Origin of the sequence: Pseudomonas sp. KBN12P06040 (assembly GCF_037574965.1) — a bacterium.
In the GTDB taxonomy this organism is placed as follows: Bacteria; Pseudomonadota; Gammaproteobacteria; order Pseudomonadales; family Pseudomonadaceae; genus Pseudomonas; species Pseudomonas aeruginosa.
The window spans coordinates 4,149,069-4,173,677 of record NZ_JBBELS010000001.1; the positions used below are offsets into that span (position 1 = coordinate 4,149,069).

At 69.0% G+C, this 24,609-nt stretch carries 25 protein-coding genes; 8 read left to right on the plus strand and 17 right to left on the minus strand.

Annotated features, from left to right (window positions below):
- Positions 1–53 precede the first annotated feature (53 nt).
- Positions 54–1,016, plus strand: a complete 963-nt coding sequence (gene aitP / locus VQ067_RS19460) for a CDF family iron/cobalt efflux transporter AitP (protein WP_033958315.1) — start codon at positions 54–56, stop codon at positions 1,014–1,016.
- A gap of 11 nt (positions 1,017–1,027) precedes the next feature.
- Here the strand turns inward: aitP and VQ067_RS19465 are convergent, their stop codons facing one another.
- The 3 genes from VQ067_RS19465 to rnd all read right to left on the minus strand — a co-directional run bounded on the left by VQ067_RS19465 (position 1,028) and on the right by rnd (position 3,629).
- A complete protein-coding gene (locus VQ067_RS19465) occupies positions 1,028–1,960 on the minus strand; it encodes a D-2-hydroxyacid dehydrogenase (RefSeq protein WP_015503252.1) in 933 nt (310 codons plus the stop codon).
- Between the two features lie 254 nt (positions 1,961–2,214).
- On the minus strand, positions 2,215–2,508 hold the full coding sequence (locus tag VQ067_RS19470; protein ID WP_003082651.1) for a YcgL domain-containing protein: 294 nt from the start codon (positions 2,506–2,508) through the stop codon (positions 2,215–2,217).
- Positions 2,505–3,629 carry a ribonuclease D gene (gene rnd, locus VQ067_RS19475; protein WP_003086813.1) on the minus strand — a complete coding sequence of 375 codons (1,125 nt, stop codon included), beginning with the start codon at positions 3,627–3,629 and terminating at the stop codon, positions 2,505–2,507. The genes VQ067_RS19470 and rnd overlap by 4 nt, the downstream gene beginning before the upstream one ends.
- A gap of 140 nt (positions 3,630–3,769) precedes the next feature.
- Between rnd and VQ067_RS19480 the strand changes: the two genes are divergently transcribed.
- Complete coding sequence (locus tag VQ067_RS19480) at positions 3,770–4,831, plus strand: SMP-30/gluconolactonase/LRE family protein (protein WP_033990195.1); 1,062 nt, start codon at positions 3,770–3,772, stop codon at positions 4,829–4,831.
- Positions 4,832–5,131: 300 nt separating this feature from the next.
- Positions 5,132–5,986 carry a sulfurtransferase gene (locus VQ067_RS19485; protein WP_033954477.1) on the plus strand — a complete coding sequence of 285 codons (855 nt, stop codon included), beginning with the start codon at positions 5,132–5,134 and terminating at the stop codon, positions 5,984–5,986.
- Between the two features lie 21 nt (positions 5,987–6,007).
- Here the strand turns inward: VQ067_RS19485 and VQ067_RS19490 are convergent, their stop codons facing one another.
- Positions 6,008–6,847 (minus strand): alpha/beta hydrolase family protein, encoded by an 840-nt coding sequence (locus tag VQ067_RS19490; protein WP_003116035.1) that lies wholly within the window; start codon positions 6,845–6,847, stop codon positions 6,008–6,010.
- A gap of 111 nt (positions 6,848–6,958) precedes the next feature.
- Between VQ067_RS19490 and VQ067_RS19495 the strand changes: the two genes are divergently transcribed.
- The 3 genes from VQ067_RS19495 to VQ067_RS19505 all read left to right on the plus strand — a co-directional run bounded on the left by VQ067_RS19495 (position 6,959) and on the right by VQ067_RS19505 (position 9,733).
- Positions 6,959–7,552: a TetR family transcriptional regulator gene (locus VQ067_RS19495; RefSeq protein WP_023092061.1), complete on the plus strand. Its 594-nt coding sequence runs from the start codon at positions 6,959–6,961 to the stop codon at positions 7,550–7,552.
- A gap of 221 nt (positions 7,553–7,773) precedes the next feature.
- Positions 7,774–8,253, plus strand: coding sequence for a hypothetical protein (locus VQ067_RS19500; protein WP_003082640.1), 480 nt, complete (start codon positions 7,774–7,776; stop codon positions 8,251–8,253).
- A 205-nt stretch (positions 8,254–8,458) separates the two neighbouring features.
- Positions 8,459–9,733 carry an outer membrane protein transport protein gene (locus VQ067_RS19505; RefSeq protein ID WP_003133490.1) on the plus strand — a complete coding sequence of 425 codons (1,275 nt, stop codon included), beginning with the start codon at positions 8,459–8,461 and terminating at the stop codon, positions 9,731–9,733.
- Between the two features lie 54 nt (positions 9,734–9,787).
- On the opposite strand, the gene VQ067_RS19510 is transcribed toward VQ067_RS19505, so the two are convergent.
- The 3 genes from VQ067_RS19510 to VQ067_RS19520 all read right to left on the minus strand — a co-directional run bounded on the left by VQ067_RS19510 (position 9,788) and on the right by VQ067_RS19520 (position 12,229).
- Positions 9,788–10,342 carry a glutathione peroxidase gene (locus VQ067_RS19510; RefSeq protein ID WP_003086801.1) on the minus strand — a complete coding sequence of 185 codons (555 nt, stop codon included), beginning with the start codon at positions 10,340–10,342 and terminating at the stop codon, positions 9,788–9,790.
- A gap of 164 nt (positions 10,343–10,506) precedes the next feature.
- Positions 10,507–11,706, minus strand: coding sequence for an MFS transporter (locus tag VQ067_RS19515; protein WP_004348787.1), 1,200 nt, complete (start codon positions 11,704–11,706; stop codon positions 10,507–10,509).
- 73 nt (positions 11,707–11,779) lie between these two features.
- Positions 11,780–12,229, minus strand: a complete 450-nt coding sequence (locus tag VQ067_RS19520; RefSeq protein ID WP_003082614.1) for a MarR family winged helix-turn-helix transcriptional regulator — start codon at positions 12,227–12,229, stop codon at positions 11,780–11,782.
- Between the two features lie 130 nt (positions 12,230–12,359).
- On the opposite strand from VQ067_RS19520, the gene VQ067_RS19525 reads away from it, so the two are divergent.
- On the plus strand, positions 12,360–14,180 hold the full coding sequence (locus VQ067_RS19525; RefSeq protein ID WP_003109278.1) for an acyl-CoA dehydrogenase C-terminal domain-containing protein: 1,821 nt from the start codon (positions 12,360–12,362) through the stop codon (positions 14,178–14,180).
- A gap of 30 nt (positions 14,181–14,210) precedes the next feature.
- Here the strand turns inward: VQ067_RS19525 and VQ067_RS19530 are convergent, their stop codons facing one another.
- A complete protein-coding gene (locus tag VQ067_RS19530; protein ID WP_003109279.1) occupies positions 14,211–14,771 on the minus strand; it encodes a TetR/AcrR family transcriptional regulator in 561 nt (186 codons plus the stop codon).
- Between the two features lie 118 nt (positions 14,772–14,889).
- On the opposite strand from VQ067_RS19530, the gene VQ067_RS19535 reads away from it, so the two are divergent.
- Positions 14,890–16,395: an MFS transporter gene (locus VQ067_RS19535; protein ID WP_033954474.1), complete on the plus strand. Its 1,506-nt coding sequence runs from the start codon at positions 14,890–14,892 to the stop codon at positions 16,393–16,395.
- On the opposite strand, the gene VQ067_RS19540 is transcribed toward VQ067_RS19535, so the two are convergent.
- From VQ067_RS19540 to VQ067_RS19580, 9 genes are read right to left on the minus strand one after another with little or no spacing between them, the layout of a single operon-like run.
- Positions 16,358–17,095: an adenosylcobinamide-GDP ribazoletransferase gene (locus VQ067_RS19540; RefSeq protein ID WP_003158254.1), complete on the minus strand. Its 738-nt coding sequence runs from the start codon at positions 17,093–17,095 to the stop codon at positions 16,358–16,360. The genes VQ067_RS19535 and VQ067_RS19540 overlap by 38 nt on opposite strands.
- Positions 17,096–17,097: 2 nt before the next feature.
- On the minus strand, positions 17,098–17,682 hold the full coding sequence (gene cobC, locus VQ067_RS19545) for an alpha-ribazole phosphatase family protein (protein ID WP_033990199.1): 585 nt from the start codon (positions 17,680–17,682) through the stop codon (positions 17,098–17,100).
- Complete coding sequence (gene cobT, locus VQ067_RS19550; RefSeq protein ID WP_033990201.1) at positions 17,679–18,734, minus strand: nicotinate-nucleotide--dimethylbenzimidazole phosphoribosyltransferase; 1,056 nt, start codon at positions 18,732–18,734, stop codon at positions 17,679–17,681. Before cobT ends, cobC begins: the two co-directional genes overlap by 4 nt.
- Positions 18,731–19,252 (minus strand): bifunctional adenosylcobinamide kinase/adenosylcobinamide-phosphate guanylyltransferase, encoded by a 522-nt coding sequence (gene cobU, locus VQ067_RS19555; protein WP_019484513.1) that lies wholly within the window; start codon positions 19,250–19,252, stop codon positions 18,731–18,733. Before cobU ends, cobT begins: the two co-directional genes overlap by 4 nt.
- Complete coding sequence (locus tag VQ067_RS19560) at positions 19,245–20,717, minus strand: cobyric acid synthase (RefSeq protein WP_033941070.1); 1,473 nt, start codon at positions 20,715–20,717, stop codon at positions 19,245–19,247. The genes cobU and VQ067_RS19560 overlap by 8 nt, the downstream gene beginning before the upstream one ends.
- Positions 20,710–21,705 (minus strand): threonine-phosphate decarboxylase CobD, encoded by a 996-nt coding sequence (gene cobD, locus VQ067_RS19565; RefSeq protein WP_003158252.1) that lies wholly within the window; start codon positions 21,703–21,705, stop codon positions 20,710–20,712. The genes VQ067_RS19560 and cobD overlap by 8 nt, the downstream gene beginning before the upstream one ends.
- Entirely contained in the window at positions 21,698–22,636 is a 939-nt protein-coding gene (gene cbiB / locus VQ067_RS19570; RefSeq protein WP_003111871.1) for an adenosylcobinamide-phosphate synthase CbiB, read from the minus strand. The genes cobD and cbiB overlap by 8 nt, the downstream gene beginning before the upstream one ends.
- Complete coding sequence (bluB, locus tag VQ067_RS19575; RefSeq protein ID WP_003082592.1) at positions 22,633–23,289, minus strand: 5,6-dimethylbenzimidazole synthase; 657 nt, start codon at positions 23,287–23,289, stop codon at positions 22,633–22,635. The genes cbiB and bluB overlap by 4 nt, the downstream gene beginning before the upstream one ends.
- Before the next feature lies 1 nt (position 23,290).
- Complete coding sequence (locus VQ067_RS19580) at positions 23,291–24,598, minus strand: cobyrinate a,c-diamide synthase (RefSeq protein ID WP_003086772.1); 1,308 nt, start codon at positions 24,596–24,598, stop codon at positions 23,291–23,293.
- Positions 24,599–24,609: the final 11 nt, after the last annotated feature.

Genomic DNA, 24,609 nt, shown 5'->3' on the forward strand with positions numbered 1-24,609 from the left:
GGTAAAATACTGGGGTATAGTATATTTTCGACGTCTCGACAGGACAGTAGCCAATGCCCGGCACCCCGACTACCCGGCCCCTGCGCCACTCCCATCGGTTCGACCAGGGCAACCCGCTGGCCGAGCGCAACACGCGCTGGGCGGTATTGCTCACCGCCTGCATGATGGTCGCGGAAATCGCCGGCGGCTGGCTGTTCAACTCCATGGCCCTGCTCGCCGACGGCTGGCACATGAGCTCCCATGCCCTGGCCCTGGGTCTTGCGGTACTCGCCTACGGCGCCGCGCGGCGCTATGCCAACGACCCGCGCTTCAGCTTCGGTACGTGGAAGATCGAGGTGCTCGGCAGCTACACCAGCGCCCTGCTGCTTCTGCTGGTGGCCGGGCTGATGCTCTACCAATCGGTCGAACGCCTGCTCGACCCCAGCCCGATCCACTACCAGCAGGCGATGCTGGTCGCCGCGCTCGGCCTGCTGGTCAATCTCGCCTGCGCCTGGCTGCTGCGCGACGGCCATGCCCACCACGGGCACGGCCACTCGCACCATCACCACGACCACGACCACGACCATCATGCCCACCGGCACGATCTGAATCTGCGCGCCGCCTACCTGCACGTGCTGGCGGATGCCGCCACCTCGCTGCTGGCGATCGTCGCGCTGGCCGGCGGCCTGCTGTGGAACGCGGCCTGGCTGGACCCGCTGATGGGTATCGTCGGCGCGGTACTGGTCAGTGTCTGGGCATGCGGCCTGATCCGGCAGAGCAGCCGGGTATTGCTGGATGCGCAGATGGACGCGCCGGTGGCTGCGGAAATCCGCGCAGCGATCGCCAGCAGCCCGCTGCCGGCGGAACTGCTCGACCTGCACCTGTGGCAGGTCGGCCAGGGCAAGTACGCCTGCCTGCTGAGTCTGCTGACCACCGAGGAAGGCAGCGCCGACTATTTCAAGCGCCGCCTGGCCGAGCATGAGGAACTGGTGCACATCACCGTCGAGGTGAATCCGCTGCTCCCGCTCGCTGCCTGAGGGAACGCGGCTCAGTAGCCGCGAGCGAAGTCCACCTCGCCACGCATGGCGGTGCCCGCCCAGAAGCGCGCGAGGTTGTCGCGGAACAGTTCGACCATCGCCCCCGGCAGGGTCGGCGCGGCGGTGTGGCCGGTCAGCAAGAGGCGCGGGGTATGCCAGAACAGGTGGTTGGCCGGCAGCGGCTCTTCGCGGCAGACGTCGATCACCGCGCCGGCCAACTGGTTGTTCTCCAGCGCCGCCACCAGGTCGGCGTCCACCACCGCGACGCCACGCCCGGCGTTGATGAACAGCGCCGTGGATTTGAGCCGGGCGAACAGCGCACGGTCGTAGATGTCGTGGGTATCGGGGGTGTCGGGCAGCAGGTTGATCAGGTAGTCGGCCGTCTCCACCAGGCGGCCGAGGTCGTCGAGCGAGCCCATGCGGTTGAACGGCACCAGCGAACGCGGATTCTTCGCCACCCCGGTCAGGTCCATGCCGAAGCCGGACAGGGTATGCGCCACCGCCTGGCCGATCTCCCCGGTACCCACGATCACCGCCTGCCGGCCACGCAACCCGCCAGGCGCGCGGCTATCCCATTGCGAACCGACCTGGCTGGCCAGCCGGCCGAGGAACTGGCGCTCGTGGGCGAGCATGTAGGTCAGCAGGTATTCGCTCATCACCTGGCCGAAGATGCCTACCGCGCGTGTCAGGCTGTAGTCCTTCGGCAGGTCGGCGGCCAGCAGTGGCGTGATGCCCGCCCAGGTCGACTGCACCCAGACCGGATGCACGCCCTGGCGCAGCATCTGCGCCACCAGGTCGGGCTGGCCGAGCCAGATCGAGCACTCGCTGGCGGCGTCGATGAGTTGCAGGGGGTCGTCCCCCGCCACCACCTTCAGGCTGGGGTCGGCCGCCATCAGCAGCGCGGCATAGAGAGCGTGGTCACGTTCGAGAATCAGCAAGCGCATGGGTCACACTGCCAAGCCGGACAAGGGCTGGCGATCAGGCCGGAGAATATTGTTCTTTCATGCATCACGGCTCCTGGAGGGAAGCCCTCGAGAGCAGCAGGATTGGCGCTGGTAGACCACGGTCGCTGCCAGGGGTTCCGCTATCGTGCGACATCTTGCGGACATCATGCACCGAAGGCGCAGCCTTGCACAGAGCGGGTTTCACGTCGTGAAAGTGGCGCCGGTAAGCCGGCGCCAGCGGGGTACGGCTCGCGTCAGAGCGGGTCGTTCATGCGCAGCAACTCTTCCGGGAGATGCTCGATGTACTCTTCTTCGCCCGGCGGCATCTGCAGGTGGAAGCCCTGCTTCTCGATGTTCTCCAGGACCTTGGCGACATCCTCGCGGGCCAGTTGGCGCTCGGGGGTGAGCAGCAGGTCGAAGACATGTTGCGGCGCGCCGAACGGCACCAGCAGGGCCTCGGGCACGCGGCTCAACGCCTCGCGCTTGTCGACGTAGAGGTACATCTCGTTCTTGCGCGGGCTCTTGTAAACGGAACAGATTCGTTTCATGCGCTCTCCAGGGCGTCCAGCAGGGCCTGGCCCATGCGTTCGCGGCGCCAGCCGCGGAGGGAATCGGGTAGTTCGTAGGGACCGTCGGGATAGCCGCTCTTGAGCAGTGCCTCGAGGATCTTCTTGCGCAGCATCAGCTCGGGCGCCATGCCCAGGGTCTCCGCTTCGCGCTGGCCGATGGCGCGCAGGCTCTTGAGCAGCGGGGTGACCTCCGGCGGCAGCGGCTCGGGCAGCGCCTCGGGCCATTCGCTCTGCGGCAGGCGCGCAGCCTGGGCGATCAGTTCGATGAGGAAGTCGCCGTCCTGGCGCACGGTGCGCGGATGCATGTCCTCGATCGCCGCCAGGTCGGTCTTGTTCTTCGGCAGCAGGCGCGCCAGCGGCCACAGGGTGCGTTCGCGCAGCACGTGGTTGCGCGGCCGGTTGCGCAGGCGTGCCTGCTCCTCGCGCCAGGCGCAGAGTTCGCGGAGCACCGCCAGTTGCTGCGGACGCAGCCGCCAACCCAGCTTGACCTCGCGGTAGGCCTCGCGCGGATCGCTCTCGCGGCAGAGGTTGGCGACCAGTTCGGCGCCGTCCTCCAGCAGCCAGGCGCGTTTCTCCTCGCTCAGCCGCGCATCCAGGGCCAGGTAGACCTGGGCGAGGTGCTGGACGTCGTCGGCGGCGTAGCGCATCTGCATCTCGGTGAGCGGCCGTTGCAACCAGTCGGAACGGGTCTCGTCCTTGGGCAGGTCGATGTCCAGCACCTCCTTCACCAGCTTCGAATAGCCCATCGAATGGGCCATACCGAGATAGGCGGCGGCCAACTGCGTATCGAACAGCGGCACCGGCAGGCTGCCGGTGAGGCGCAGGAACACCTCGAGGTCTTCGCTACAGGCGTGCAGCACCTTCACCACCCGCTCGTCTTCGAGCAGTTCGGCGAAGGGACTCCAGTCCTGGATCAGCAGCGGATCGATCAGCCACTCCTGCCGGCCATCGCCCACCTGCACCAGACCGGCCGCGGGATAGAAGGTATCGACGCGCATGAACTCGGTATCGAGCGCGAGGTACGGCTGTGTGCGCCATTCCCGGCATTGCTGCGCCAGGCTGGCATCATCGCGGATCCACTGGATTTCGGGCGCGGTCACGAACATCTCCTTGGTCAAGTGCGGCGCATTATATAGAGCCTCGCGCCCTGCGAGCATTCCGCTCGGCACCGCGCTTGCCGATGAACGTAGCGAATGTCCATACTCTGCCCCTTGTCCGACAATCCGAACAAGGGAACTGCATGAAGAAGCTCAGCGGAATAATCGTCCTCCTGCTGGCTGGCGCGGCTCTTTACCTGGCCCTGAAGACCAGCCCGATCGACCCGCTCGCCTGGGATGCCCCGGCCGCTCCGCAGATGACCGGGGTCCTCGAACCCAACGACACCCTGATGAAGGCCGAGCTGCTTGGCCAGGGCCAACTGCACGGCCCCGAGGACACCGCCGTGGACAGCCAGGGCCGCGTCTATGCCGGTCTCGCCGACGGCCGCGTGGTACGCCTGGACGCCAGCGGCAAGGTCGAGACCTTCGTCGACACCGGCGGCCGCCCGCTGGGCATGGACTTCGATGCCGCCGGCAACCTGATCCTCGCCGACGCCTGGAAAGGCCTGCTTCGCATCGATCCGCAGGGCAAGGTGGAAACCCTCGCCACCGATGCCGACGGCGTCCCCTTCGCCTTCACCGACGACCTCGACATCGCCAGCGACGGCCGCATCTACTTCAGCGACGCTTCCAGCAAGTTCCACCAGCCCGACTACATCCTCGACCTGCTCGAGGCCCGACCGCACGGCCGGCTGCTGCGCTACGACCCGTCCACCGGCAAGACCGAGGTGCTGCTCAAGGACCTGTACTTCGCCAATGGCGTGGCACTCTCGGCAAACGAGGACTTCGTACTGGTCAACGAGACCTACCGCTATCGCATCACCCGCTACTGGCTGAAAGGCGAGAAGGCCGGCCAGCACGAGGTGTTCATCGACAACCTGCCGGGCTTGCCGGACAACCTCCAGGGCGACCGCAAGGGTACCTTCTGGGTGGCCCTGCCGACCCCGCGCAAGGCCGACGCCGACTTCCTCCACCGGCATCCCTGGCTGAAGGCGCAGCTGGCCAAGCTGCCGCGCATGTTCCTGCCCAAGCCGACCGCCTACGGGCTGGTCATCGCCATCGACGAACAGGGCAGGATCGTCCGCAGCCTGCACGACACCAGCGGCCACCACCTGCGCATGATCACCTCGGCGAAGCCGGTGGGCGACCAGCTCTACTTCGGCAGCCTGGAAAACGATCGGATCGGCCGTCTGGCGATTCCCTGAAAAAGCCGAGGCGAAAAAAAGCCCGGCGCAAGCGTCGGGCCAAGCCAATCGGACAAGCGTCCCGAGGGATAGAACACAGGAGCGGGTATCTCGGAACGAGCCGATTCTGCATGTCTGGACAAATCCCCCGCTGCCGGGCGAGGCTGATGACCGAGTAGGAATCTTCCTCGCCTGGAGCCAGCCCTTTCCTTTCGCCATTTCTCCGCCTCGCCGCGCGACGCCGGGATGACGCGACGCGGTCCAAGGGGCATGATCCACCCATCCGCCACCGGCTTTGCTTCCCGACCCAAGGAGTCCGCGATGTCGTCCGCCCAACTGCTGACCGCGCACCAACTGGCCGCCCGCCTCAGCGAACCCGACCTGCTGGTCCTCGACTGCCGTTTCGCCCTCGAAGACCCGTCCTACGGTGCCCGCGTCTATCAGGAGAACCACATTCCCGGCGCGCATTTCGCCGACCTCGAACGGGATCTTTCCGCTCCCGTGCGCAAGGGCGTGACCGGTCGCCATCCGCTGCCGGATCCCACCGAGCTAGCGCTCAAGCTACAAGCCTGGGGCCTGCGCCAGGATAGCCAGGTGGTGCTCTACGACGACGGCCCCGGCGCATTCGCCGCCCGCGCCTGGTGGCTGTTGCATTGGCTGGGCAAGCGCGATGGGGTCTACCTCCTCGATGGCGGCCTGGCGGCCTGGAAGGCTGCGGGGCTGGCACTGACCAATGGCGAAAGCAGTCTTCGACCCGGCGATTTCCAGGGCCAGCCCGATGCCTCGCTGCTGATCGACGCCGCCACCCTCCAGGCCCAACTGGGCCAACCCGGACTGGCGCTGCTCGATGCTCGCGCGCAGCCGCGCTTCCGTGGCGAAGTCGAGCCCATAGATCCGGTCGCCGGGCACATTCCCGGTGCCCAGTGCGCCGCCTTCACCGACAACCTCGGCAGCGACGGCCGCTTCCTTCCGCCGGAACAATTGCACCAGCGGTTCTCCGCCCTGCTGCGCGGTCGCCCGGTGGACGAGCTGGTCGCCTACTGCGGCTCCGGCGTCACCGCCTGCCACAACCTGTTCGCCCTGAGCCTCGCCGGCTTCCCGCTTCCGCGCCTCTACGCCGGCTCGTGGAGCGAGTGGATCACCGACCCGCGCCGCCCGGTCGCCACCGGCGACTGACGCCATACGCTCGGACGCGGCTTACGCCGCGTCGGGCAGCTTCCTGAAGTAGTCGAGCAACTCCTTCTGCAACGCCTCGTTGCGGAACAGCCCGAAATGCCCGACCGCCCCCTCGGCCCGTCCCTTGCGACGCAACTCCAGGTGCGCCGCGGCATAGACCTGGTGAAGCTTTTCCGCCGCAGCCCAGGGCACGTAGTCGTCGTCCTCGAACAGGAAGCTGGCGACGGGGATGTCCAGCGCCTCGTAACCCTGCCGCTGCAATCCGAAGCGCGGTGCCAGGAGGTAGTCCGGCTGCCGCACCCAGCGCGCCCAGTCGCGCATGAAATGACTCGGCATATCCAGGCTGCCGAGGCCGAAGAAACGACTGGGAAAGCGTCGGAGCAGTCCGGTCAGTAGCGGCACCGCCACGCAGAACAGGCCGAACATCTGCCAGCGTTGCCTGCCTCGCCAGCGCCTCCAGTACGGAAACGAACCGGCGACGAACGCGGCGCCGCTCAATCCGCTGGCCTGACCAGCCAGACCGAGCAACTGCGCGCCGATGCTGTGGCCGACGAAATAGCGCGGTAGCTCCGGCGCGCGCGCTCGGCACCAGGCCAGCGCCGCATCGATGTCCTCGCGTCCCCAGTCGGCCAGGCGATAGCTAGCCACGGCAGGGTCGTCGCCTTCGCTGCCGCGGTAGCTGAACAACAGCACCTCGTAGCCGGAAGCCGCGGCCAGGACGGCGAAGCGCTGGTAGAAGGCGCGCCTGACGCCGAGCGCGCAGGCCACCACGATGCTCCCCTGCGCATCGCCGACGGCCGGGAAGTGGTCGCCGGCCAGGCGCACGCCGTCACGGCAGGCGATCTCCACTGCGGTACTCATTCGCGCTCTCCTTTGCCGTGCGGGTTCGAGCAGCCGGGACGGACGCAATGCTCGACGGATCGCCAGGCGTGCTAGCATGAACATACCGACGGTATGTAAGAAGGCAACAGTATGAATGTCAAGAGCAGGCAGCAGGAAAATGCCGAGGCGACCCGCGAGGCACTGCTGGAAAGCGCCCTCTCCGCCTTCATCGAACATGGCTACGGCGGCGTCTCCATCGACGCCATCGCCCGCGAGGCGCGCGTGACCAAGGGCGCGTTCTACCACCACTTCGGCAGCAAGCAGGAACTGCTCGCCGAATGCTACGAACGCCAGGTACGGACGATCGCCGAGGACCTGGACAGGGTGCCGGCGCATGTCGACAAGTGGGCGGAGGCCGCCGCACTGGCCGAGGCCTTCATCGACAGCGTGATGGCGCGCGGCAAGCGGCAACTGTCGCTGCAGGAGGTGATCACGGTCGTCGGCTGGGAGCGATGGAAACGCATCGACTCGCGCCATACGCTGCGCTACGTCGGGCGCCTGGTGGACGAACTGGCGGCCAGTGGCGAACTCAAGGACTACCGCCGGGAAACCCTGGTCGGCCAGCTCTACGGCTTCCTTACCCAGGCCGCGATGAGTCTTCGCGATGCACGCAACAAGCGGCAAGCGGCCAATGAAGTGAAAGCCATCCTCCGCGACTTCCTCTACAGCCTGCGCAGGGGCTGAGTATGCCGCCCAGCACAAGCGAAGCAAGGACGCGCCGGTTTAATTTCCAGCGGGCATATCAGCCGTTCTCTAAAGCTGGAAACAATTTAAAAACAGTCCTTTACAGCTGACTTGTTTCACTACACTTCAAATCAAGCGGCTAAGTCCGCTATCGGCGGGGCCATCGGAATAGAAGCTGCCAAACTGCCCGGCCCCGCCGATCCACCTTGCGCGAGGCCGTCATGGGTATTTCCGCCAACGATCTTTGCCAGCACGTGATACGCCCGACCCTGGACTACCTGTCCTGCCACAGCCCCGCCGCCGAAGCGCTGCTGCTGGGCGCGGCGGCCTGCCAGTCGGCGCTGGGGAGCGCCCTCGACGACCGCCGTGGCCACGGCCTGTACCGGATCGCCAGCGAACGCCACCAGCAGCTCTGGGACCAGTACCTGGCGCTGGACCCGGAGCGCGCCAGCCGGGTCCGCGGCCTGGCCAGCCAGCATGCCTTCCTTGCCGCGCCGCACCTGGAACTGACGGTGAACCTGCGCTACAGCACGGCCATCGCCTGGTCGCTGGTGGAAGCCGCGCGACTCCCGCTGCCCGACCAGCACGACCACCTCGCCCAGGCTCGCGTGTGGCGCCAGGTATTCCAGCCGCACGGTCGCCTGCACGAGTTCATCGACGCCTGGCAACGCTGCATCGGCAGCCTCAGCCAGGTCGCCTGACGGCGAATGGAAAAATCCCGCGTCCGAAACAGACCAACCGGTCAGAAAATTTTTTACATACAGACACGAACGGTTGCGCTACCTTCGCTTCACTGGCACCGGAGCCAACCGCTCTGTTCCGCACCCTGCGGAACTTCGGAACACTGGCGCCGGTCTGGGAATCTTGGTAGTTTGCGCGCCGTTATACACAGGAGTTGCTCCAACAATGAAAACAATATGGTTTAAAACCTCTCTCGCACTGACCATTAGCGCTGTCTCCACCTACACCCTCGCCAACGGCATCGCCATCAACGAACAGAGCGCCAGCGGCGCCGGCACCGCGTACGCCGGCCGCGCCTCGTCCGCGCTCGATGCCAGCACCATCTACGGCAACCCGGCCGGCCTGTCCAAGCTGAAACGCACCGAAGTCAGCGGCGGTCTGGCCATCGTCAAGGCCAAGGACGACATCAGCCAGGCCCACAGCACCGCCCAGGGCAGCAACAAGGGCGACTCGGTACCGCTGGCCGCCGTACCGTTCGGCTACTTCTCCACGCCGATCAACGAAGATTTCACTTTCGGCCTGGGCATCTACGTGCCCTACGGCATCATCAACGATTACGAAAACGGCTTCATGGGCAGCTCCCACGGCTCCTATAGCAAGGTGCAGGTGATCACCGTGCAGCCGACCATCGCCTGGAAGATCAACGACAAGGTTTCCGTCGGCTTCGGTCCGACCTTCAACCGCATCGACGGCCAGTTGAAGAACACCCTGGCCACCAATGGCCTGCTCGGCAGCAACGGCGATACCAAGATCAACATCAAGGGCGACGACACTGCCATCGGCTACAACGTCGGCGTGATGGTCGACCTGACCGACGACACCACCTGGGGCCTGACCTACCACTCCAAGGTCAAGTACCATCTGGGCGGCAACACCGAAGTGAAGAACGCTCCGGGTGCCCTGGGCCTGAACGGCAAGTACGACGCCAAGCTGGACATCACCCTGCCGGAATCGGTGGATACCTCCATCACCCACAAGTTCGACGACAAGTGGACGGGCTACCTGGGCGCCGTCTGGACCCGCTGGAGCCGCCTGGAGAAGATCGAAGTGCGCAACAGCGGCGTACCGGCGCTCGGCCAGGCCCTGGGCTTCAACACCATCGGCGAAGACCTGAACTGGCGCGACACCTGGTCCTTCTCGGTAGGTACCTCCTACCAGGCCACCCCGGAGTGGGTGCTGCGTACCGGCTTTGCCTACGAGCCCTCGCCGACCACCAACGAGGACCGCAACGTGCGCATCCCGGTGGGCGACCGCAAGGTCTTCACCGTCGGTGCCGGCTGGTCGCCGAACCAGGACCTGACCGTCGACGTGGCCTACGCCTACCTGTGGGAAACCACTGCCGGCGTCAACCAGGAAGGCAGCGCCCTGCAGCCGGCCTACAGCGCCAAGTACGACAACAGCGCGCATGGCCTGACCGCCCAGGTCACCTATCGCTTCTGATCGCACGCGCCAACGAAGAAGCCGGGCATTGCCCGGCTTTTTCATGCCTGCTCCTCAGGGCTGGCTGGCGATGGCTTTCTCGATGGCGGCCTGGAGCTGCGGATCGTCCGGGGTGGTCTTGCTGGAGAACTGCGCGACCACCCTGCCCTGGCGATCCACCACGTACTTGTAGAAATTCCAGCGCGGCGCCTGGCCGCTCTGCTCGGCCAACTGGCGGAACAGCGGGATCGCCTCGTCGCCGCGCACGTGCTGCGGCTGGGTCATGGCGAAGGTCACGCCGTAGTTGCCATAGCAGATCTTCGCGGTCTCGGCGGTATCCGCGGCTTCCTGCTTGAAGTCGTCGGAGGGTACCCCGAGCACTTCCAGGCCCTGCCCCTTGTAGCGCTGGTAGAGCGCCTCAAGCCCCTTGAACTGCGGGGTGAAGCCACAGTGGCTGGCAGTGTTGACCACCACCAGCGGCTTGCCGGCGTAACGCTGGCAAAGATCGATGCTTTCCTTGGAACGCAGCTTGGTCAACTGGCCCTGCAACAGTTCCGGGCAATCGGCGGCCCAGCCGCTCAGCGGCAGCCCGGCGAGCGCCAGGGCGGACAACAGCACGCGAGGTTTCATGGAATGGCTCCTTGGCGACGAATGTCCCAGCTTACCCTTCCCCGCGCCTATCGCCACCTATCAGCATGCGCCCATGCCCAGTTCCAGCAGCGCCAGTCCGCCACGCTGCCAGCCCCACCAGGCGAGTCCCAGCAGCGCCCCGGCGGCGAGCAGCCAGGCCAGCTTCACGCCGCGCCTCCGGCCACCTGCAGGCGCGCCACCGGACGCTCGCGCACCGGCCAGTTGAGCAGCGCCGCGAGCAGGCTTAGAAGGATCGACAACTGCCAGACCAGGTCGTAGCTGCCGGTGCGGTCGTAGACCACCCCGCCCAACCAGCCGCCGAGGAAGGCGCCCAACTGGTGGAAGAGGAACACGATGCCGCCGAGCATCGACAGGTTGCGCACGCCGAACAGGGTCGCCACGGTGCCGTTGGTCAGGGGCACCGTGGACAGCCACAGCAGCCCCATGGCCACGCCGAAGGCGTAGGCGCTGTAGACGCTCAGCGGCAGCCAGAGGAACAGCACGATCACTACCCCGCGCACCAGGTACAGCGCGGTCAGCAGGCGCGGCTTCGACCAGCGCCCGCCGAGCCAGCCGGCGATGTAGGTGCCGAACACGTTGAACAGCCCGACCAGCGCCAGCACCGTGGTGCCGACCTGCGCCGGCAGGTGCTGGTCGACCAGGTAGGCCGGCAGGTGTACGCCGATGAACACCACCTGGAAGCCGCAGACGAAGAAGCCCAGCGCCAGCAGCCAGAACCCGGAATGCGCGCAGGCCTCGCGCAGCGCTTCGCCGAGGCTCTGTTCGTGGCCCTGCGGCGGCAACGGGCGATCCTTCATCAGCCCGGCCAGCGGCACGATCAGCGCCACCAGCAGGCCCAGGGCGAGCAGGGCCGAGGACCAGCCCAGCCAGCCGATCAGGCCGAGGGTACCGGGCAGCATGGCGAACTGGCCGAAGGAGCCGGCCGCGCTGGAGATACCCATCGCCATGCTGCGCTGCTCCGCCGACACTGCGCGGCCGACGGCGCCGAGGATCACCGAGAACGAGGTGCCGGAAAGGCCCAGGCCGATCAGCAGGCCGGCGCTCAGCGACAGCCCACTGGCCGACTGCGAGAGTCCCATCAGGACCAGGCCGAGGGCGTACAGCAGGCCCCCGACCAGCACCGCCCGCGCCGCGCCGTAGCGGTCGGCGAGCGCCCCGGTGAACGGCTGGGCCAGGCCCCAGACCAGGTTCTGCAAGGCGATGGCGAAGGCGAAGACTTCGCGGCCCCAGCCGAAGTCGGCGCTCATCGGCGCGAGGAACAGGCCGAAACCATGTCGCACGCCGAGGGACAGGGCGAGGATCAGGGCTCCGGACAGCAGGATCCAGAAGGCGGCACGCGGCATGGGTCGCTCCATCTACGGGTATATACCCGCTTTATCGTGAACGAAGCGCCTCGGCGAGAGGCTTCGTCGGTTGTCAGTCCAGTCGCTCCAGTTCCACCAGCAACGCCGCCAAGGCGCCGCTGCGCTCCTCGCCAAGGCGCCCGGCGAGACGCCGCTGCGCGTCTTCCCAGGCCGGCGTTCCGCGTTCCAGGGCATCCAGCCCGGCAGGCGTCAGCTCGACCAGGCGGTTGCGCTGGTCCTCGCCACCGGTCAGGCGCAGCAGGCCGTCGCCTTCCAGCACCCGCAGGTTGCGACCGAGGGTGCTGCGGTCGAGTCCCATGGCTTCGGCGAGTTCGGAAATGCTCGGCCGGTCCAGGCGCCGCAGGTGCCGCAGCAGGGAAAACTGCGCCACCTTGAGGCCGGTATCGGCCAGCGCCTCGTCGTAGAAGCGGGAAACGCTGCGGGCGGCGCGACGCAGTTTGGTACAGAGGCATTGGGTCGGTAGCATGGATGCGTGTATATACCCGTACCTCTCGTCGGTCAAGCGGATTGTCCGAACTGCCAACGCCGTCTGTTGCCCCTGCCAAGGCCGGACGCCGGGCGCTGGCCTATAACTCGCGCTGTCAGCGGCGACCGGGAGCACCCGGCGCCCTCCATCCATCGCCGAGGTAGCCATGCCCGTTTACAAAGCCCCGCTGCGCGACACGCGCTTCCTGCTCAACGAAGTCTTCGATTTCCCCGAGCATTACCGCAACCTCGTCAACGGAGCCGAAGCCACGCCGGACATGGTCGATGCGATCCTCGGCGAATGCGCGAAGCTCTGCGAGGAAGTGATCGCCCCGCTCTACCACAGCGGCGACGAGGAAGGCTGCCACCTGGAGAACGGCGAAGTACGGACGCCGAAGGGCTACAAGGAAGCCTACGAGGCCTATGTCGCCGGCGGCTGGCAGGGCCTCTCGCACCCGGTGGAGTACGGTGGCCAGGGCCTGCCGATGAGCCTCGGCGCGCTCAAGCAGGAGATGATGGGCACAGCCAACTGGCCGTTCTCCATGTATCCCGGCCTCTCCCTCGGCGCGATGAACACCCTGATGCAGCACGGCACCGAGGAACAGAAGCAGACCTACCTGGTTCCGCTCACCGAGGGCCGCTGGGGCGGCACCATGTGCCTCACCGAGCCGCAGTGCGGCACCGATCTCGGCCAGGTGAAGACCCGCGCCGAGGCCAACCCCGACGGTAGCTACGCCATCAGCGGGACGAAGATATTCATCTCTTCCGGCGAACACGACCTGACCGAGAACATCGTCCACATCGTGCTCGCCCGCCTGCCGGACGCACCGAAGGGCACCCGCGGCATTTCCCTGTTCATCGTGCCCAAGTTCCTTCCCGGCGAAGGCGGCGCGCTCGGCCCGCGCAACGGCGTGAGTTGCGGCGCGCTGGAGAAGAAGATGGGGATCAAGGCCTCGGCCACCTGCGTGATGAACTTCGACGGCGCCACCGGCTTCCTCATCGGACCGCCGAACAAGGGCCTGGAATGCATGTTCACCTTCATGAACAGCGCCCGCATCGGCACCGCCATCCAGGGCGTGGCCACCGCCGAGCTGGCCTACCAGGGCGCCCTCGCCTACGCCCGCGAACGCCGCTCCATGCGCGCGCTCTCCGGGACCAAGGAACCCGACCAGGTCGCCGACAGCCTGATGCACCACGGCGACGTGCGGCGCATGCTGCTGACCCAGAAGGCCATCGCCGAAGGCGGCCGGGCGCTGGTCTACCTGGCCACCCAGTACGCCGACCGGATGATCCAGGGCATCCTCAGCAACGACGACGCCGAATACGAACGCTGGGACGACAAGCTCGGCTTCCTCACGCCGATCCTCAAGGGCTGCCTGACCGAACTCGGCCTGGAAAGCGCCAACCTCGGCATGCAGGTGTTCGGCGGCCACGGCTATATCCGCGAACACGGCATGGAGCAGATCGTCCGCGACGCGCGGATCGCCACCCTCTACGAAGGCACCACCGGCATCCAGGCCCTCGACCTGCTCGGCCGCAAGGTCCTGCTGATGACCCAGGGCAAGGCCGTGCGCGACTTCACCAGGGGCGTGGCCCGGTTCGCCGTCGACCTGCTGAAGAACGAGCCGCGCATGCGCGGCCGCGCCCTGGTGCTGCTCAAGCTCTGCGCCCAATGGAACCTGCTGACCCTGCGCATTGCCCTCACCGCGCGCAAGCAACGCGATCTGGTGAGCACCGCCAGCCACGACTATCTGATGTTCTCCGGCTACGCCACGCTGGCCTATTCCTGGGCCCTCCAGGAAGCCGCTGCGCGCCGGCGACTGCGCCAGGGCGGCAGCGAGTCGGCGGACTTCTACAAGGCCAAGATCGCCACCAGCGAGTTCTACTTCGCCCGCCTGCTTCCGCGCGCCAAGGGCCACGCGGCGGCGATGGCGAAGCCGACCGGTTCGATCATGGACCTGAAGAGCGAGCACTTCGCCTTCGACTGAGGCGACCACCCGCAGCGCGCCAGCGGAGCCTCAGTCTCCGCTGGCGCCAGCCGCCGTCAGCAACAACGCACGAACGTCGTCGAGCATCGAGTCCCACTCGTCCTGGCCAATGTCCATCAGGCGGAAGTAGCGCAACATGAAGGCGCCCTCCACCGCCAGGAACGCCAGGCGCGCACGGCGCCCCTCGGGTGCGGACAGGTCCAGGCCTTCCAACCGGCTGCGATACCACTGGTTGCTGCCCTCCAGATGCTCGGGCGTCTGGATCAGCGCCGCCATCAGCGCCGCCGCCTTGCTGCTGGACAACTCGTCCGAACGCTGGGTCGCCTCGGCATGCGCGCGAACCCGCGTCAGCGGCGTCGGCTGCTTCCCCGCCACCGCTTCGAACAGGCTGTCGTAGGCCTTGCCCCAGCGCTCGAAGATCGCGTCGATCAGCGCGTCCTTGGTACCGAAGCAGTACTGCACGCCGCCCTTGGTGATGCCCATTTCCTTCGCCACCGCATCGATGGTCAGGCCGGCCGCGCCCTCGCGGGCGATCACCGCCTCGGCGGCATCGAGCAACTGGTCGCGGTCGATCGTTCGTCGGCGTCCCATGGCTACCTCTTGAGTTTAAATCCATACGTATGTATTTATATTTTCACGCGTCCGCCCGTGGCGCGCAATTCCCGTTATCCACGGCGAGCGAAGAACCGTTCGCCACAGAGGTTATCCCATGTTCCGGCAGAACCGCTGGCTGGTCCTGGCCATCGTCTCCAGCGCCCTGTTCCTCATCATCATCGACATGACCGTGCTCTACACGGCCCTGCCGCGCCTGACCCACGACCTCGGTGCGACGGCCACGGAGAAGCTCTGGATCGTCAACGCCTATCCGCTGGTGGTCGCCGGCCTGCTGCCCGGCGCCGGCTTGCTCAGCGACCGCCTTGGCCACAAGCGGCTGTTCCTCGCCGGCCTGCCGCTGTTCGGCCTGGCCTCGCTGTGCGCCGCCTTCGCCCCCAGCGCCGCGACGCTGATCGCCGCCCGCGCCGGGTTGGCGGTGGGCGCGGCGCTGATGATGCCGGCGACCCTGTCGATCGTCCGCCATGTCTTCCAGGACGAACGCGAACGCGCCCTGGCCATCGGCATCTGGGCCTCCGTCGCCTCTGCCGGCGCGGCGCTGGGGCCGGTGGTCGGCGGCGTGCTGCTGGAGTTCTTCTGGTGGGGCTCGGTGTTCCTCATCAACGTCCCGGTGGTGGTCGTCGCTTTGTTGCTGGCGCTGCCGGCCATCCCGGCCTGCGGCGGCCAGTCGCGGCGCCCATGGGACGCCCTCGGCTCGCTGCAGGTGATGTTCGGCCTGGTCGGGGTGGTGTATGCGATCAAGGAACTCAGCACACGCGCCCCGGACTTCGGGCTGGCCGTCCTGGCCGCGCTCGGCGGCATGCTCTGCCTGTACCTGTTCGTCCGCCGCCAGCGCCGCGCCCGCGAACCGATGATCGACTTCGCGCTGTTCCGCAACCGGCGCTTCGCCCGCGGCGTCGCGGTGGCCCTGGTGGCGACCATGGCGCTGGTCGGCATGGAACTGGTGTTCAGCCAGCACCTGCAACTGGTGCAGGGCCTGACGCCGCTGAAGGCCGGCCTGTTCGTCCTGCCGATCCCGCTGGCCTCGCTGGTGGTCGGGCCGCTGGCCGGCTGGCTGGTGCCGCGCTGGGGCGAGAACCGGGTGATGTGCGCCTCCCTGCTGCTCGGCAGCGCCGGATTGCTCGGCCTGGCCCTGTCCTACCAGTCCGCCACCGGAGCGCAACTGGCCAGCCTGGTGCTGCTCGGCGTCGGCTTCGGCGGCGCGATGACCGCCGCCTCCACCGCGGTGATGCTCAACGTGGACGAACAGAGTTCCGGAATGGCGGCCGCCATCGAAGACGTGTCCTACGAACTGGGCGGGGTGATCGGCGTGACCCTGCTCGGCAGCCTGATGAGTTTCGTCTACGGGATGTCGCTGAGGCTGCCCTCGGCCGAGCTGCCGGCGCGGGTCCGCGACAGCCTCGACGACGCCCTGTTGGTCGCCGAGGGCCTGGCGCCGGAGGTCGCGTCGCGGCTCGTCGAGCTTGCCCGGCAGGCTTTCGACCAGGCCTTCGTCGCCGTGCTGCTGGCCGCCGCCGCGCTGCTCTTCCTCAGCGCCATGGCGGTCCTGCGCCAGCCGCGTCCGGCTACAGAGCCAGCGCCACCAGCACCGCACACTCGGTAAGTTCGACCAGCGCGCCGGCGGTGTCCCCGGTGGTGCCGCCGAGGCGCGCGAGGAAACGGCTGCGCAGCCAGGCGAAGAGCATCAGCGTCACCAGCAACGCCAGCAGGCCGGCCAGGCCGAACGCCAGGGCCAGGCCGAAACTCACCCCCAGCACCCACGGCAGGCTGCGCGCCGGCAGGTGCTCGGCGATGGCCTGGCCGAGGCCGCCGGGGCGCGCGTAGGGCGTGGTCAGGAACAGCAGCGGCAGGCTGCTGCGCGCCAGCCACGGGGCCAGCGGCAACAACCCGGCCTCGCCCTGGCCGAGCAGCGCCGCCAGGGCGGAGAACTTCAACAACAGGACCAGTACCAGGACCACCACCGCCACCGGGCCGCTGCGCGGGTCCTTCATGATCGCCAAGGTCCGCTCGCGGTCGCCCAACCCGCCGACCCAGGCGTCCGCCATGTCGGCCAGGCCGTCCAGGTGCAGCGCGCCGCTCAGCGCCACCCACAGGCTCAGCAGCAAGGCTGCCTGCAACAGCGGCGGCGTACCATCGAGCGACAGCGCCGCGGCGTACAGCACGACGCCGATCAGCACCCCGACCAGTGGATAGCAGAGCACCGCGCGGCCGAACTGTTCCGGCGTCGGCATCGCCGACAGGCGCACCGGCAGGCGGGTGAGGAACTGCAAGGCGACCAGCAGTGAGCGCAAGGCTTCGCGCATGGCTATTCCCCTTCCCGGCATTCGTGCCAGCGATCGTCGCCCTCTCCGGCGCGCAGGCCGAACAGTGCGCCATGACCGATGTCCACCTGCAGCAAGCGCTCGCGCGGCAGGCCACGGGCGCGGGCGAGCAACAGGCGCATGACGCCGCCATGGGTCACCAGCAGCACACGACGGCCGGCGTGACGCTGGCGCAGGCGTCGCTGGGCGGCCAGCACCCGCGCCTCGAACTCGGACAGCGGCTCGCCGCCCGGCGGGGTAAAGGCGTAGGGATCGGCCCAGAAGCGGCCGAGCGCCTCGCTGTGGCCGTCCATCAGGCTGGCCGCCGAGCGCCCCTCCCAAGCGCCGAAATGCAGTTCGCGCAGATCGTTTTCCAGTTCCAGCTCGATCCCCTGGCGCTGCGCCAGTTCCTCGGCGAAGGCGCGGCAACGTTGCAATGGCGAGCTGACCAGCAGGTCCCAGCGTCCGCCTTCCACCGCCGTGCGCATCTGCGCCCAGCCACGCGCGGTCAAGGCGTCGTCGAGGCTGCCGCGGAAACCGCCGCCGGACTCGGTTTCGCCATGCCGCAGGAGGTCCAGGCGCAGGCTCATGCCGGGCGGTCCGAGACCGCCGCTTCGGCGAAGGTCGCCATCCCCGCGTGCAGCGCGCAGGCCTGGCGCAGCAGCGGCACCGCCAGCGCCGCGCCGCTGCCCTCGCCCAGGCGCAGGCCGAGGTCGAGCAGCGGTTGCGCCGCCAGGGCTTCGAGCACATGCCGATGGCCCGGCTCGGCACCACTGTGGGCGAACAGCAGCCAGTCGCGGCAGGCCGGGTTCAGGCGCACCGCGCAGAGCGCCGCGACGCTGCAGATGTAGCCGTCGACCAGGGCGACCATGCCTTTCTGCGCGCAGGCCAGGTAGGCGCCGGCCAGCGCGGCGATCTCCAGCCCACCGAGACGGCGGAGGGTTTCGAAGGGGTCGGCGCGATGGGCGCCGTGCAGGGCCAGGGCGCGCTCGATCACCGCGGTCTTGTGCGCCACGCCGCTGGCGTCCAGCCCGGTTCCCGGCCCGACCAGCGCGCTCACCGGCGCATCCAGCAGCGCGCAGGCCATGGCCGCCGCCGCAGTGGTATTGCCGATGCCCATCTCGCCGCCGATGAACAGCTGGCTGCCGGCCTGCTCGGCGCGGCGCACGCTTTCGCGCCCGGCCTCGAGCGCCAGCAGGCACTGTTCGGCGCCCATCGCCGGGGCCTCGACGAAGTTCGCGGTACCCGCCGCCAGGCGCAGGTGGCGCACGCCGGGCAAGGCTTCCAGGGGGACGGCGGTGCCCAGGTCGACCACCTCCAGGCCGGCACCGAGTTCGCGCGCCAGCACGCTGATCGCCGCGCCGCCGCGGACGAAGTTGCGCAGCATCTCGCCGGTGACCGCCTGCGGATAGGCCGAGACGCCCTCGGCGACTACCCCGTGGTCGCCGGCGAAGACCGTCACCCAGAGCCTCTCCAGGCTCGGTCGTTCGCGCCCCTGCAACGCCGCCAGGTCGATCGCCACCTGCTCCAGGCGGCCCAGCGAGCCGCGCGGCTTGGTCAACCGGTCCTGGCGTTCGGCCGCGCGCCGGCGCATCTGCGGGTCCGCCCCGCGGCAGGTGTCGCGCCACCATTGCAGACTCATAGCGGTTCTCCTTTCAACGGCATGGGCAGGCCGGCGACGGTGAAGGTCACCCGTTCGCAGCGTTCGGCGATGGCCTGGTGCAGCCAGCCGGCCTCGTCGACGTAGCGCCGGCTGAGTTCGCCCAGCGGCACCACGCCGAGCCCGGTTTCGTTGCTGACCAGGATGATCCGCCCCGGCAGCGCGCCGAGACATTCCAGCAGTGCCTCGCGCTCGCCGTCGAGACGCTGGGGATCGTCGCAGAGCAGCAGGTTGGTCAGCCACAGGGTCAGGCAGTCGACCAGCAGGCAGCGTCCGGGCTCGGCCTCGCTGCGCAGCGTCGCCGCCAGCGCCAGAGGCTCCTCCAGGGTTCGCCAGTGGGCCGGGCGGCGCGCGCGGTGCTCGGCGATGCGCCGGCCCATTTCGCCGTCGCCGGCCTGGGCGGTGGCGATGTAGCTCACCGCCAGCCCGCTCTCGGCGGCCAGGCGCTCGGCCAGGCGGCTCTTGCCGGAACGGGCGCCGCCAAGGATCAGGTCACGCATGGGGTTCTCCGCAGAGGGCGAGCAATCGCCCGGTATCCAGGTGGCGCTCGACCAGGTCGGCGAGCCGCTCGATGTCGCGTTCGCGCAAGGCCTGGTAGTCCACCGCCTGGACCTCGCGCAGGCCGGCCCAGCGCAGCAGCGCCGAACAGGCCGCGGTGGATTCGAACAGGCCATGCAGGTAGGTGCCCATGACGTTCCCGTCGACGCTGCGGGCACCATCCGCGCGGCCATCGTCGAGCACCACCGCCGGCCGCGCCAGGGCTTCGCCACGGGTGACTCCGGCATGGATCTCGTAGCCCGACAGCGGCGCATCCTCCAGGCTCAGGCGGCCCTGTACGTTGCGCAATTGCTTGTCCGCCTCCAGGGTCGTTTCCAACGCCAGCAGGCCGAGGCCAGCGCTGCTGCCGGCCGCGCCTTCCAGGCCGAGCGGATCGTGCAGGCGCTCGCCGAGCATCTGCAGGCCGCCGCAGATCCCCAGCAGGCGACCGCCGTAGCGCAGGTGACGGAGGATCGCCTCGTCCCAGCCACGCTCGCGCAGCGCCGCGAGGTCGGCGCGCACGCTCTTCGAGCCGGGCAGGACGATCAGGTCCGCCGACGGCAGCGCCTGGCCGGGGCCGACGAAGCTCAACTCGACCTGGGGGTGCAGGCGCAGCGGATCGAAATCGGTGTGGTTGCTGATCCTCGGCAGCACCGGCACCACCACCTTCAGGCGCGGCCCGACCTTGGCCGCCTGGCGCGTGTCGATGGCGTCCTCCGCCTCCAGGTGCAGGTCGCTGACATAGGGCAGCACGCCGAGCACCGGCTTGCCGGTGCGCGCCTCCAGCCAGTCGAGGCCGGGTTGCAGCAGGGCGATGTCGCCGCGGAAGCGATTGATGACGAAGCCCTTGACCCGCTCTCGCTCCGAGTCGGAGAGCAGTTCCAGGGTGCCGACCAGGTGGGCGAAGACCCCGCCGCGGTCGATATCGGCGACCAGGATCACCGGGCAATCCACCGCTTCGGCGAAGCCCATGTTGGCGATGTCGTTGGCGCGCAGGTTGATCTCCGCCGGCGAGCCGGCGCCCTCCACCATCACCACCCGGTAGGCGGCGGCGAGCCGCCCATGGGAAGCCAGCACCGCTTCCATCGCCACGCGCTTGTAGTCGTGGTAGGCGGCGGCGTCCATGCTGGTCACCGCGCGGCCATGGATGATCACCTGGGCGCCGATGTCGGTGTTGGGCTTGAGCAGCACCGGGTTCATGTCGGTGTGCGGCGCCAGCCGGCAGGCCTGGGCCTGGACCGCCTGGGCGCGGCCGATCTCGCCGCCGTCGGCGGTGACCGCGCTGTTCAGCGCCATGTTCTGCGGCTTGAACGGCACCACCGCGACGCCGCGCCGGGCCAGCCAGCGGCACAGCGCGGTCACCAGGGTGCTCTTGCCGGCGTCCGAGGTGGTGCCCTGGACCATCAGGGTCCGCCCGCGATCACGCATGAGCAGGCTCCTTGAAGCCGAGCAGCGCGGCATCGAGCCGGGCCCAGGCGGCCTCGTCGGCGGGCAGGCCGAGGCGCAGGCTGGCCGGCTGCTCGAACTGGCGTGTGAGGATGCCGCGCCGCGCCAGGTAGTCGTGCAACGCCGCGCAGCGTGGATCGACCAGGCGCTGGAACAGCGCGCTGCCGCCCGCCGGCGGCCAGCCGTGGCGGCGCAGCAGTTCCTCCAGGCGCTGGCTGGCGGCCAGCAGGCGCTCGCGCTGCTGGCGCTGTTGCTGGCGGTCGCGCAAGGCGCTCTGGGCCACATGGCGCACCGGGCCATTGACCGTCCACGGACCGAGCTGCTCGGCCAGCGCCTGCAACAGCGGCCGTTCGCCGAGGGCGAAGCCGAGCCGCGCACCGGCCAGGCCGAAGAACTTGCCGAACGAGCGCAGCACGATCAATCCGGGCCGGTTGCTACAGGCCGCCAGGCTCGACTGCGGGGTGCAGTCCATGAACGCCTCGTCGACCAGCAGCCAGCCGCCGCGACGTTGCAGGCGGGCATGCCAGGCCAGCAGCTCGGCGGGCTCGAAGACCCGCCCGGTGGGGTTGTTCGGGTTGACCACCAGCAGCACGTCGAGGCTGTCGAGATAGGGCTCGACCTCGGCCTCGCCGATCTCCCGCACCAGGTGCCCGGCCTGGCGCCAGGCGTGGGCGTGCTCGGCGTAGCACGGCGACAGGACGCCGACCCGCCCGCCCCGCCGCAACCTTGGCAGGGCCTGGATCGCCGCCTGGCTGCCGGCCAGCGGCAATACCCGTTCGGCGCCGTAGTAGAGGCAGGCGGCGGCTTCCAGGCCGTCGTCGCTCTCCGGCAGGCGGGTCCAGGCCTGCTCGGGGATCGCCGGCAGCGGAAACGGCCAGGGCGCGATGCCGGTGGACAGGTCCAGCCAGTCCGCCAGCGGAATGTCGTAGCGGCGCGCCGCCTCGCGCAACCGCCCTCCATGTTCAAGCATGCAGCCACCCCATGGCCCAGAGTCCGGCCAGCACCAGCAGCCAGAGCAGCACGCCCTGGCGCACCAGCGCCAGGGCCCGATAGATGTCGCGGCCCTGCGGCTGCGGGCCGCTGCCGAGGAGCGGCCGCTGGTGCAGCTCGCCGTGGTAGATCGCCGCGCCGCCCAGGGACACGCCCAGCGCACCGGCGCCGGCGGCCATCACCGGGCCGGCGTTGGGGCTGTCCCATTGCGGCGCCTGCTCGCGCCAGCAGCGCAGGGCCTGGCGGGTGCCGCCGAGCAGCGCGTAGGTCAGCGCCACCAGCCGCGCCGGCAGGTAGTTGAGGATGTCGTCGATCTTCGCCGCGGCCCAGCCGAAGCGCTCGAAGCGCGCGTTGCGGTAGCCCCACATCGCGTCCAGGGTATTGCTCAGGCGATACAGCACCACCCCCGGCGCGCCGGCCACGGCGAACCAGAACAGCGCGGCGTAAACCGCGTCGCTGCCGTTCTCCAGTACCGATTCGGTGGCCGCGCGGGCGACCCCGGCCTGGTCCAGCTCGCGGGTATCGCGGCTGACCAGGTAGCCGACACGTCGCCGCGCCTCGTCCAGGTCGCCGGCGCGCAAGGCCAGCGCCACCGGTTCGGCGTGCTCGCCGAGGCTGCGCAGGCCGAGCGCGGCGTACAGCGCCAGGGCCTGGACCAGCCAGCCGAGGTAGGGAAGTTCAGCGAGCGCCCAGGCCAGCAGGGTCAGCGGCAGTACCGCGAGGACCCAGGCGGTCACCCCGTGGCTGCGCCAGCCGACCCCGGGATCGCCCTCGCCGGCCAGGCGCGAGCGATTGAAACGGCGCTCCAGGCGATCGGCCAGGCGGCCGAAGGCGACCAGCGGGTGCCAGCCCTGCGGCTCGCCGAAGCGCGCATCCAGCGCCACGCCGAGGATACCCAGCAGTGCGCTCATGCTCGCTCGCCCCAACGGTTCTGGTAGACCAGCTCGGCCAGCGGACGCGGTTCGCTCCAACCCTCCAGCGCCAGCATCGGCGCCGGGTAGAACTCCGCCACCGGGCCCAGGCAGAGCACCGCCACCGCCTCGCTGCCGGGCGGCAGGCCGAGCAACTCGCCCAGCGCGGCCGGATCGAACAGCGACACCCAGCCCATCCCCAGGCCCTCGGCGCGACTGGCCAGCCAGAGGTTCTGGATCGCGCAGGCGAGCGACGCCAGGTCCATCTGCGGCAGGGTCCGGCGACCGAACACATGGCGTTCGCGGTCGTCCATCAGGGCGGCGACCAGCAGTTCGGCGCAATCCAGCACGCCCTCGACCTTGAGCCGCATGAACTCGTCGGAGCGCTCGCCGAGGGCTTCGGCGGTGCGTCCGCGTTCCTCCTCGACCAGCCCGTGGATGGCCCGCCGCAACGCCGGCTCGGTGATACGGATGAAGCGCCAGGGTTGCATCAGGCCGACGCTGGGCGCCTGGTGCGCGGCCTCCAGCAGCCGCGCGAGCAGCTCCGGCGCCACGCTGCCGCCGCTGAAGTGGCGCATGTCGCGGCGCTCGGCGATGGCCCGGTAGACGGCGGCGCGTTCCGTGGCGCTGAAGGCGTGGGAAGAATCGGACATGTCAGTCGGCGTCTCGCGCGGGCGCCAGCAACGCGGCGGCGGCCTGCGGGTTGGAAGGCAGGTAGAAATGGATATAGGAAGCCGTCAGCCGGCCAAGACGGAACACCGCCTCCGCCGTGTTCCGGCCGTTCGGGCAGACGCCACGGGCCAGAGGCTCGACGGCGCAGTCGAGGGTCGAGTGATGGAAGGTATGCCCGCGCAGCCGCCCTTCCGGCAGCTCGACCTCCTGCAAGGCCAGGGCGGTCAGGCGCTTCTGCAGGCGCGCCCGGCCCGGCAGCAGGCCGAGCAGTTCGCCGCGCTCGCCGTCGGCGTCTTCCAGGCAGTCGAGCAGGTAGAGCATGCCGCCGCACTCGGCCAGCAACGGCTTGCCCGCGGCATGGTGGGCTCGGATCGCCTCGGCCATGGCGCGATTGCCCTGCAGGCGCCCCAGGTGCAGTTCGGGATAGCCGCCCGGCAGGTACAGGCTGTCCACGGCGGGCAACGCCTGGTCCTGCAGCGGCGAGAAGAACGCCAGTTCGGCGCCGAGTTCGCGCAGCAGGTCGAGATTGGCCTGGTAGAGGAAGGCGAACGAGGCGTCGCGGGCCACGCCGATGCGCACGCCTTCCAGGCTACGTTGCAGCGGCGCCGGAGCGGGCACCTCGAAGGTCACCGGCTCCGGCAGGTCGGTCTCGGCGCTGGCCCGCAAGGCGTCGGCGGCGGCGTCCAGGCGCACATCGAGATCGGCCAGTTCCTCGGCCTGGACCAGGCCCAGGTGGCGGCTCGGCAGTTCGAACTCGGCCGAGCGCGGCAGGCCGCCGAACCAGCGCATGCCAGGCGGCAGGCAATCGCGCAGGATGTCGCTGTGGCGCTGGCTGCCGACGCGGTTGCCGAGCACTCCGGAAAACGGCAGGTCCGGCTGGAAATGCGCCAGGCCGTAGGCCAGGGCGCCGAAGGTCTGGGCCATCGCCGCGCCGTTGATCACTCCCAGCACCGGCACGCCGAAACGCCGCGCCAGGTCTGCCGCCGAGGGGTTGCCATCGAACAGGCCCATCACCCCTTCGATGAGGATCAGGTCGGCCTCGCCGGCGGCCCGCGCCAGCAGGCGTCGCGCTTCGGCCTCGCCGACCATCCACAGGTCGAGCTGGTAGACCGGCGCGCCGGAGGCGCGAGCGAGAATCATCGGGTCGAGGAAGTCCGGTCCGCACTTGAACACCCGCACCCGTCGCCCCTGGCGCGCATGCAGGCGGGCCAGAGCGGCGGTGACGGTGGTCTTGCCCTGGCCGGAGGCCGGGGCGGCGATCAGCAGGGCCGGACAGCGTGCCTGGGTCATGGGCGAAGCGT

Bases quoted from the DNA above. Each gene is read 5' to 3' on its own strand.
- VQ067_RS19470 (WP_003082651.1), bottom strand. From the start codon at position 2,508: ATGAAACGAATCTGTTCCGTTTACAAGAGCCCGCGCAAGAACGAGATG.
- cobD (WP_003158252.1), bottom strand. From the start codon at position 21,705: ATGCTTGAACATGGAGGGCGGTTGCGCGAGGCGGCGCGCCGCTACGAC.
- aitP (WP_033958315.1), top strand. From the start codon at position 54: ATGCCCGGCACCCCGACTACCCGGCCCCTGCGCCACTCCCATCGGTTC.
- VQ067_RS19500 (WP_003082640.1), top strand. From the start codon at position 7,774: ATGGGTATTTCCGCCAACGATCTTTGCCAGCACGTGATACGCCCGACC.
- VQ067_RS19480 (WP_033990195.1), top strand. From the start codon at position 3,770: ATGAAGAAGCTCAGCGGAATAATCGTCCTCCTGCTGGCTGGCGCGGCT.
- VQ067_RS19580 (WP_003086772.1), bottom strand. From the start codon at position 24,598: ATGACCCAGGCACGCTGTCCGGCCCTGCTGATCGCCGCCCCGGCCTCC.
- VQ067_RS19515 (WP_004348787.1), bottom strand. From the start codon at position 11,706: ATGCCGCGTGCCGCCTTCTGGATCCTGCTGTCCGGAGCCCTGATCCTC.
- cbiB (WP_003111871.1), bottom strand. From the start codon at position 22,636: ATGAGCGCACTGCTGGGTATCCTCGGCGTGGCGCTGGATGCGCGCTTC.
- cobU (WP_019484513.1), bottom strand. From the start codon at position 19,252: ATGCGTGACCTGATCCTTGGCGGCGCCCGTTCCGGCAAGAGCCGCCTG.
- VQ067_RS19485 (WP_033954477.1), top strand. From the start codon at position 5,132: ATGTCGTCCGCCCAACTGCTGACCGCGCACCAACTGGCCGCCCGCCTC.
- VQ067_RS19560 (WP_033941070.1), bottom strand. From the start codon at position 20,717: ATGCGTGATCGCGGGCGGACCCTGATGGTCCAGGGCACCACCTCGGAC.
- cobC (WP_033990199.1), bottom strand. From the start codon at position 17,682: ATGAGCCTGCGCCTGGACCTCCTGCGGCATGGCGAAACCGAGTCCGGC.
- VQ067_RS19525 (WP_003109278.1), top strand. From the start codon at position 12,360: ATGCCCGTTTACAAAGCCCCGCTGCGCGACACGCGCTTCCTGCTCAAC.
- VQ067_RS19535 (WP_033954474.1), top strand. From the start codon at position 14,890: ATGTTCCGGCAGAACCGCTGGCTGGTCCTGGCCATCGTCTCCAGCGCC.
- VQ067_RS19540 (WP_003158254.1), bottom strand. From the start codon at position 17,095: ATGCGCGAAGCCTTGCGCTCACTGCTGGTCGCCTTGCAGTTCCTCACC.
- VQ067_RS19530 (WP_003109279.1), bottom strand. From the start codon at position 14,771: ATGGGACGCCGACGAACGATCGACCGCGACCAGTTGCTCGATGCCGCC.
- VQ067_RS19505 (WP_003133490.1), top strand. From the start codon at position 8,459: ATGAAAACAATATGGTTTAAAACCTCTCTCGCACTGACCATTAGCGCT.
- VQ067_RS19495 (WP_023092061.1), top strand. From the start codon at position 6,959: ATGAATGTCAAGAGCAGGCAGCAGGAAAATGCCGAGGCGACCCGCGAG.
- VQ067_RS19465 (WP_015503252.1), bottom strand. From the start codon at position 1,960: ATGCGCTTGCTGATTCTCGAACGTGACCACGCTCTCTATGCCGCGCTG.
- bluB (WP_003082592.1), bottom strand. From the start codon at position 23,289: ATGTCCGATTCTTCCCACGCCTTCAGCGCCACGGAACGCGCCGCCGTC.
- VQ067_RS19510 (WP_003086801.1), bottom strand. From the start codon at position 10,342: ATGAAACCTCGCGTGCTGTTGTCCGCCCTGGCGCTCGCCGGGCTGCCG.
- VQ067_RS19490 (WP_003116035.1), bottom strand. From the start codon at position 6,847: ATGAGTACCGCAGTGGAGATCGCCTGCCGTGACGGCGTGCGCCTGGCC.
- cobT (WP_033990201.1), bottom strand. From the start codon at position 18,734: ATGAGTCTGCAATGGTGGCGCGACACCTGCCGCGGGGCGGACCCGCAG.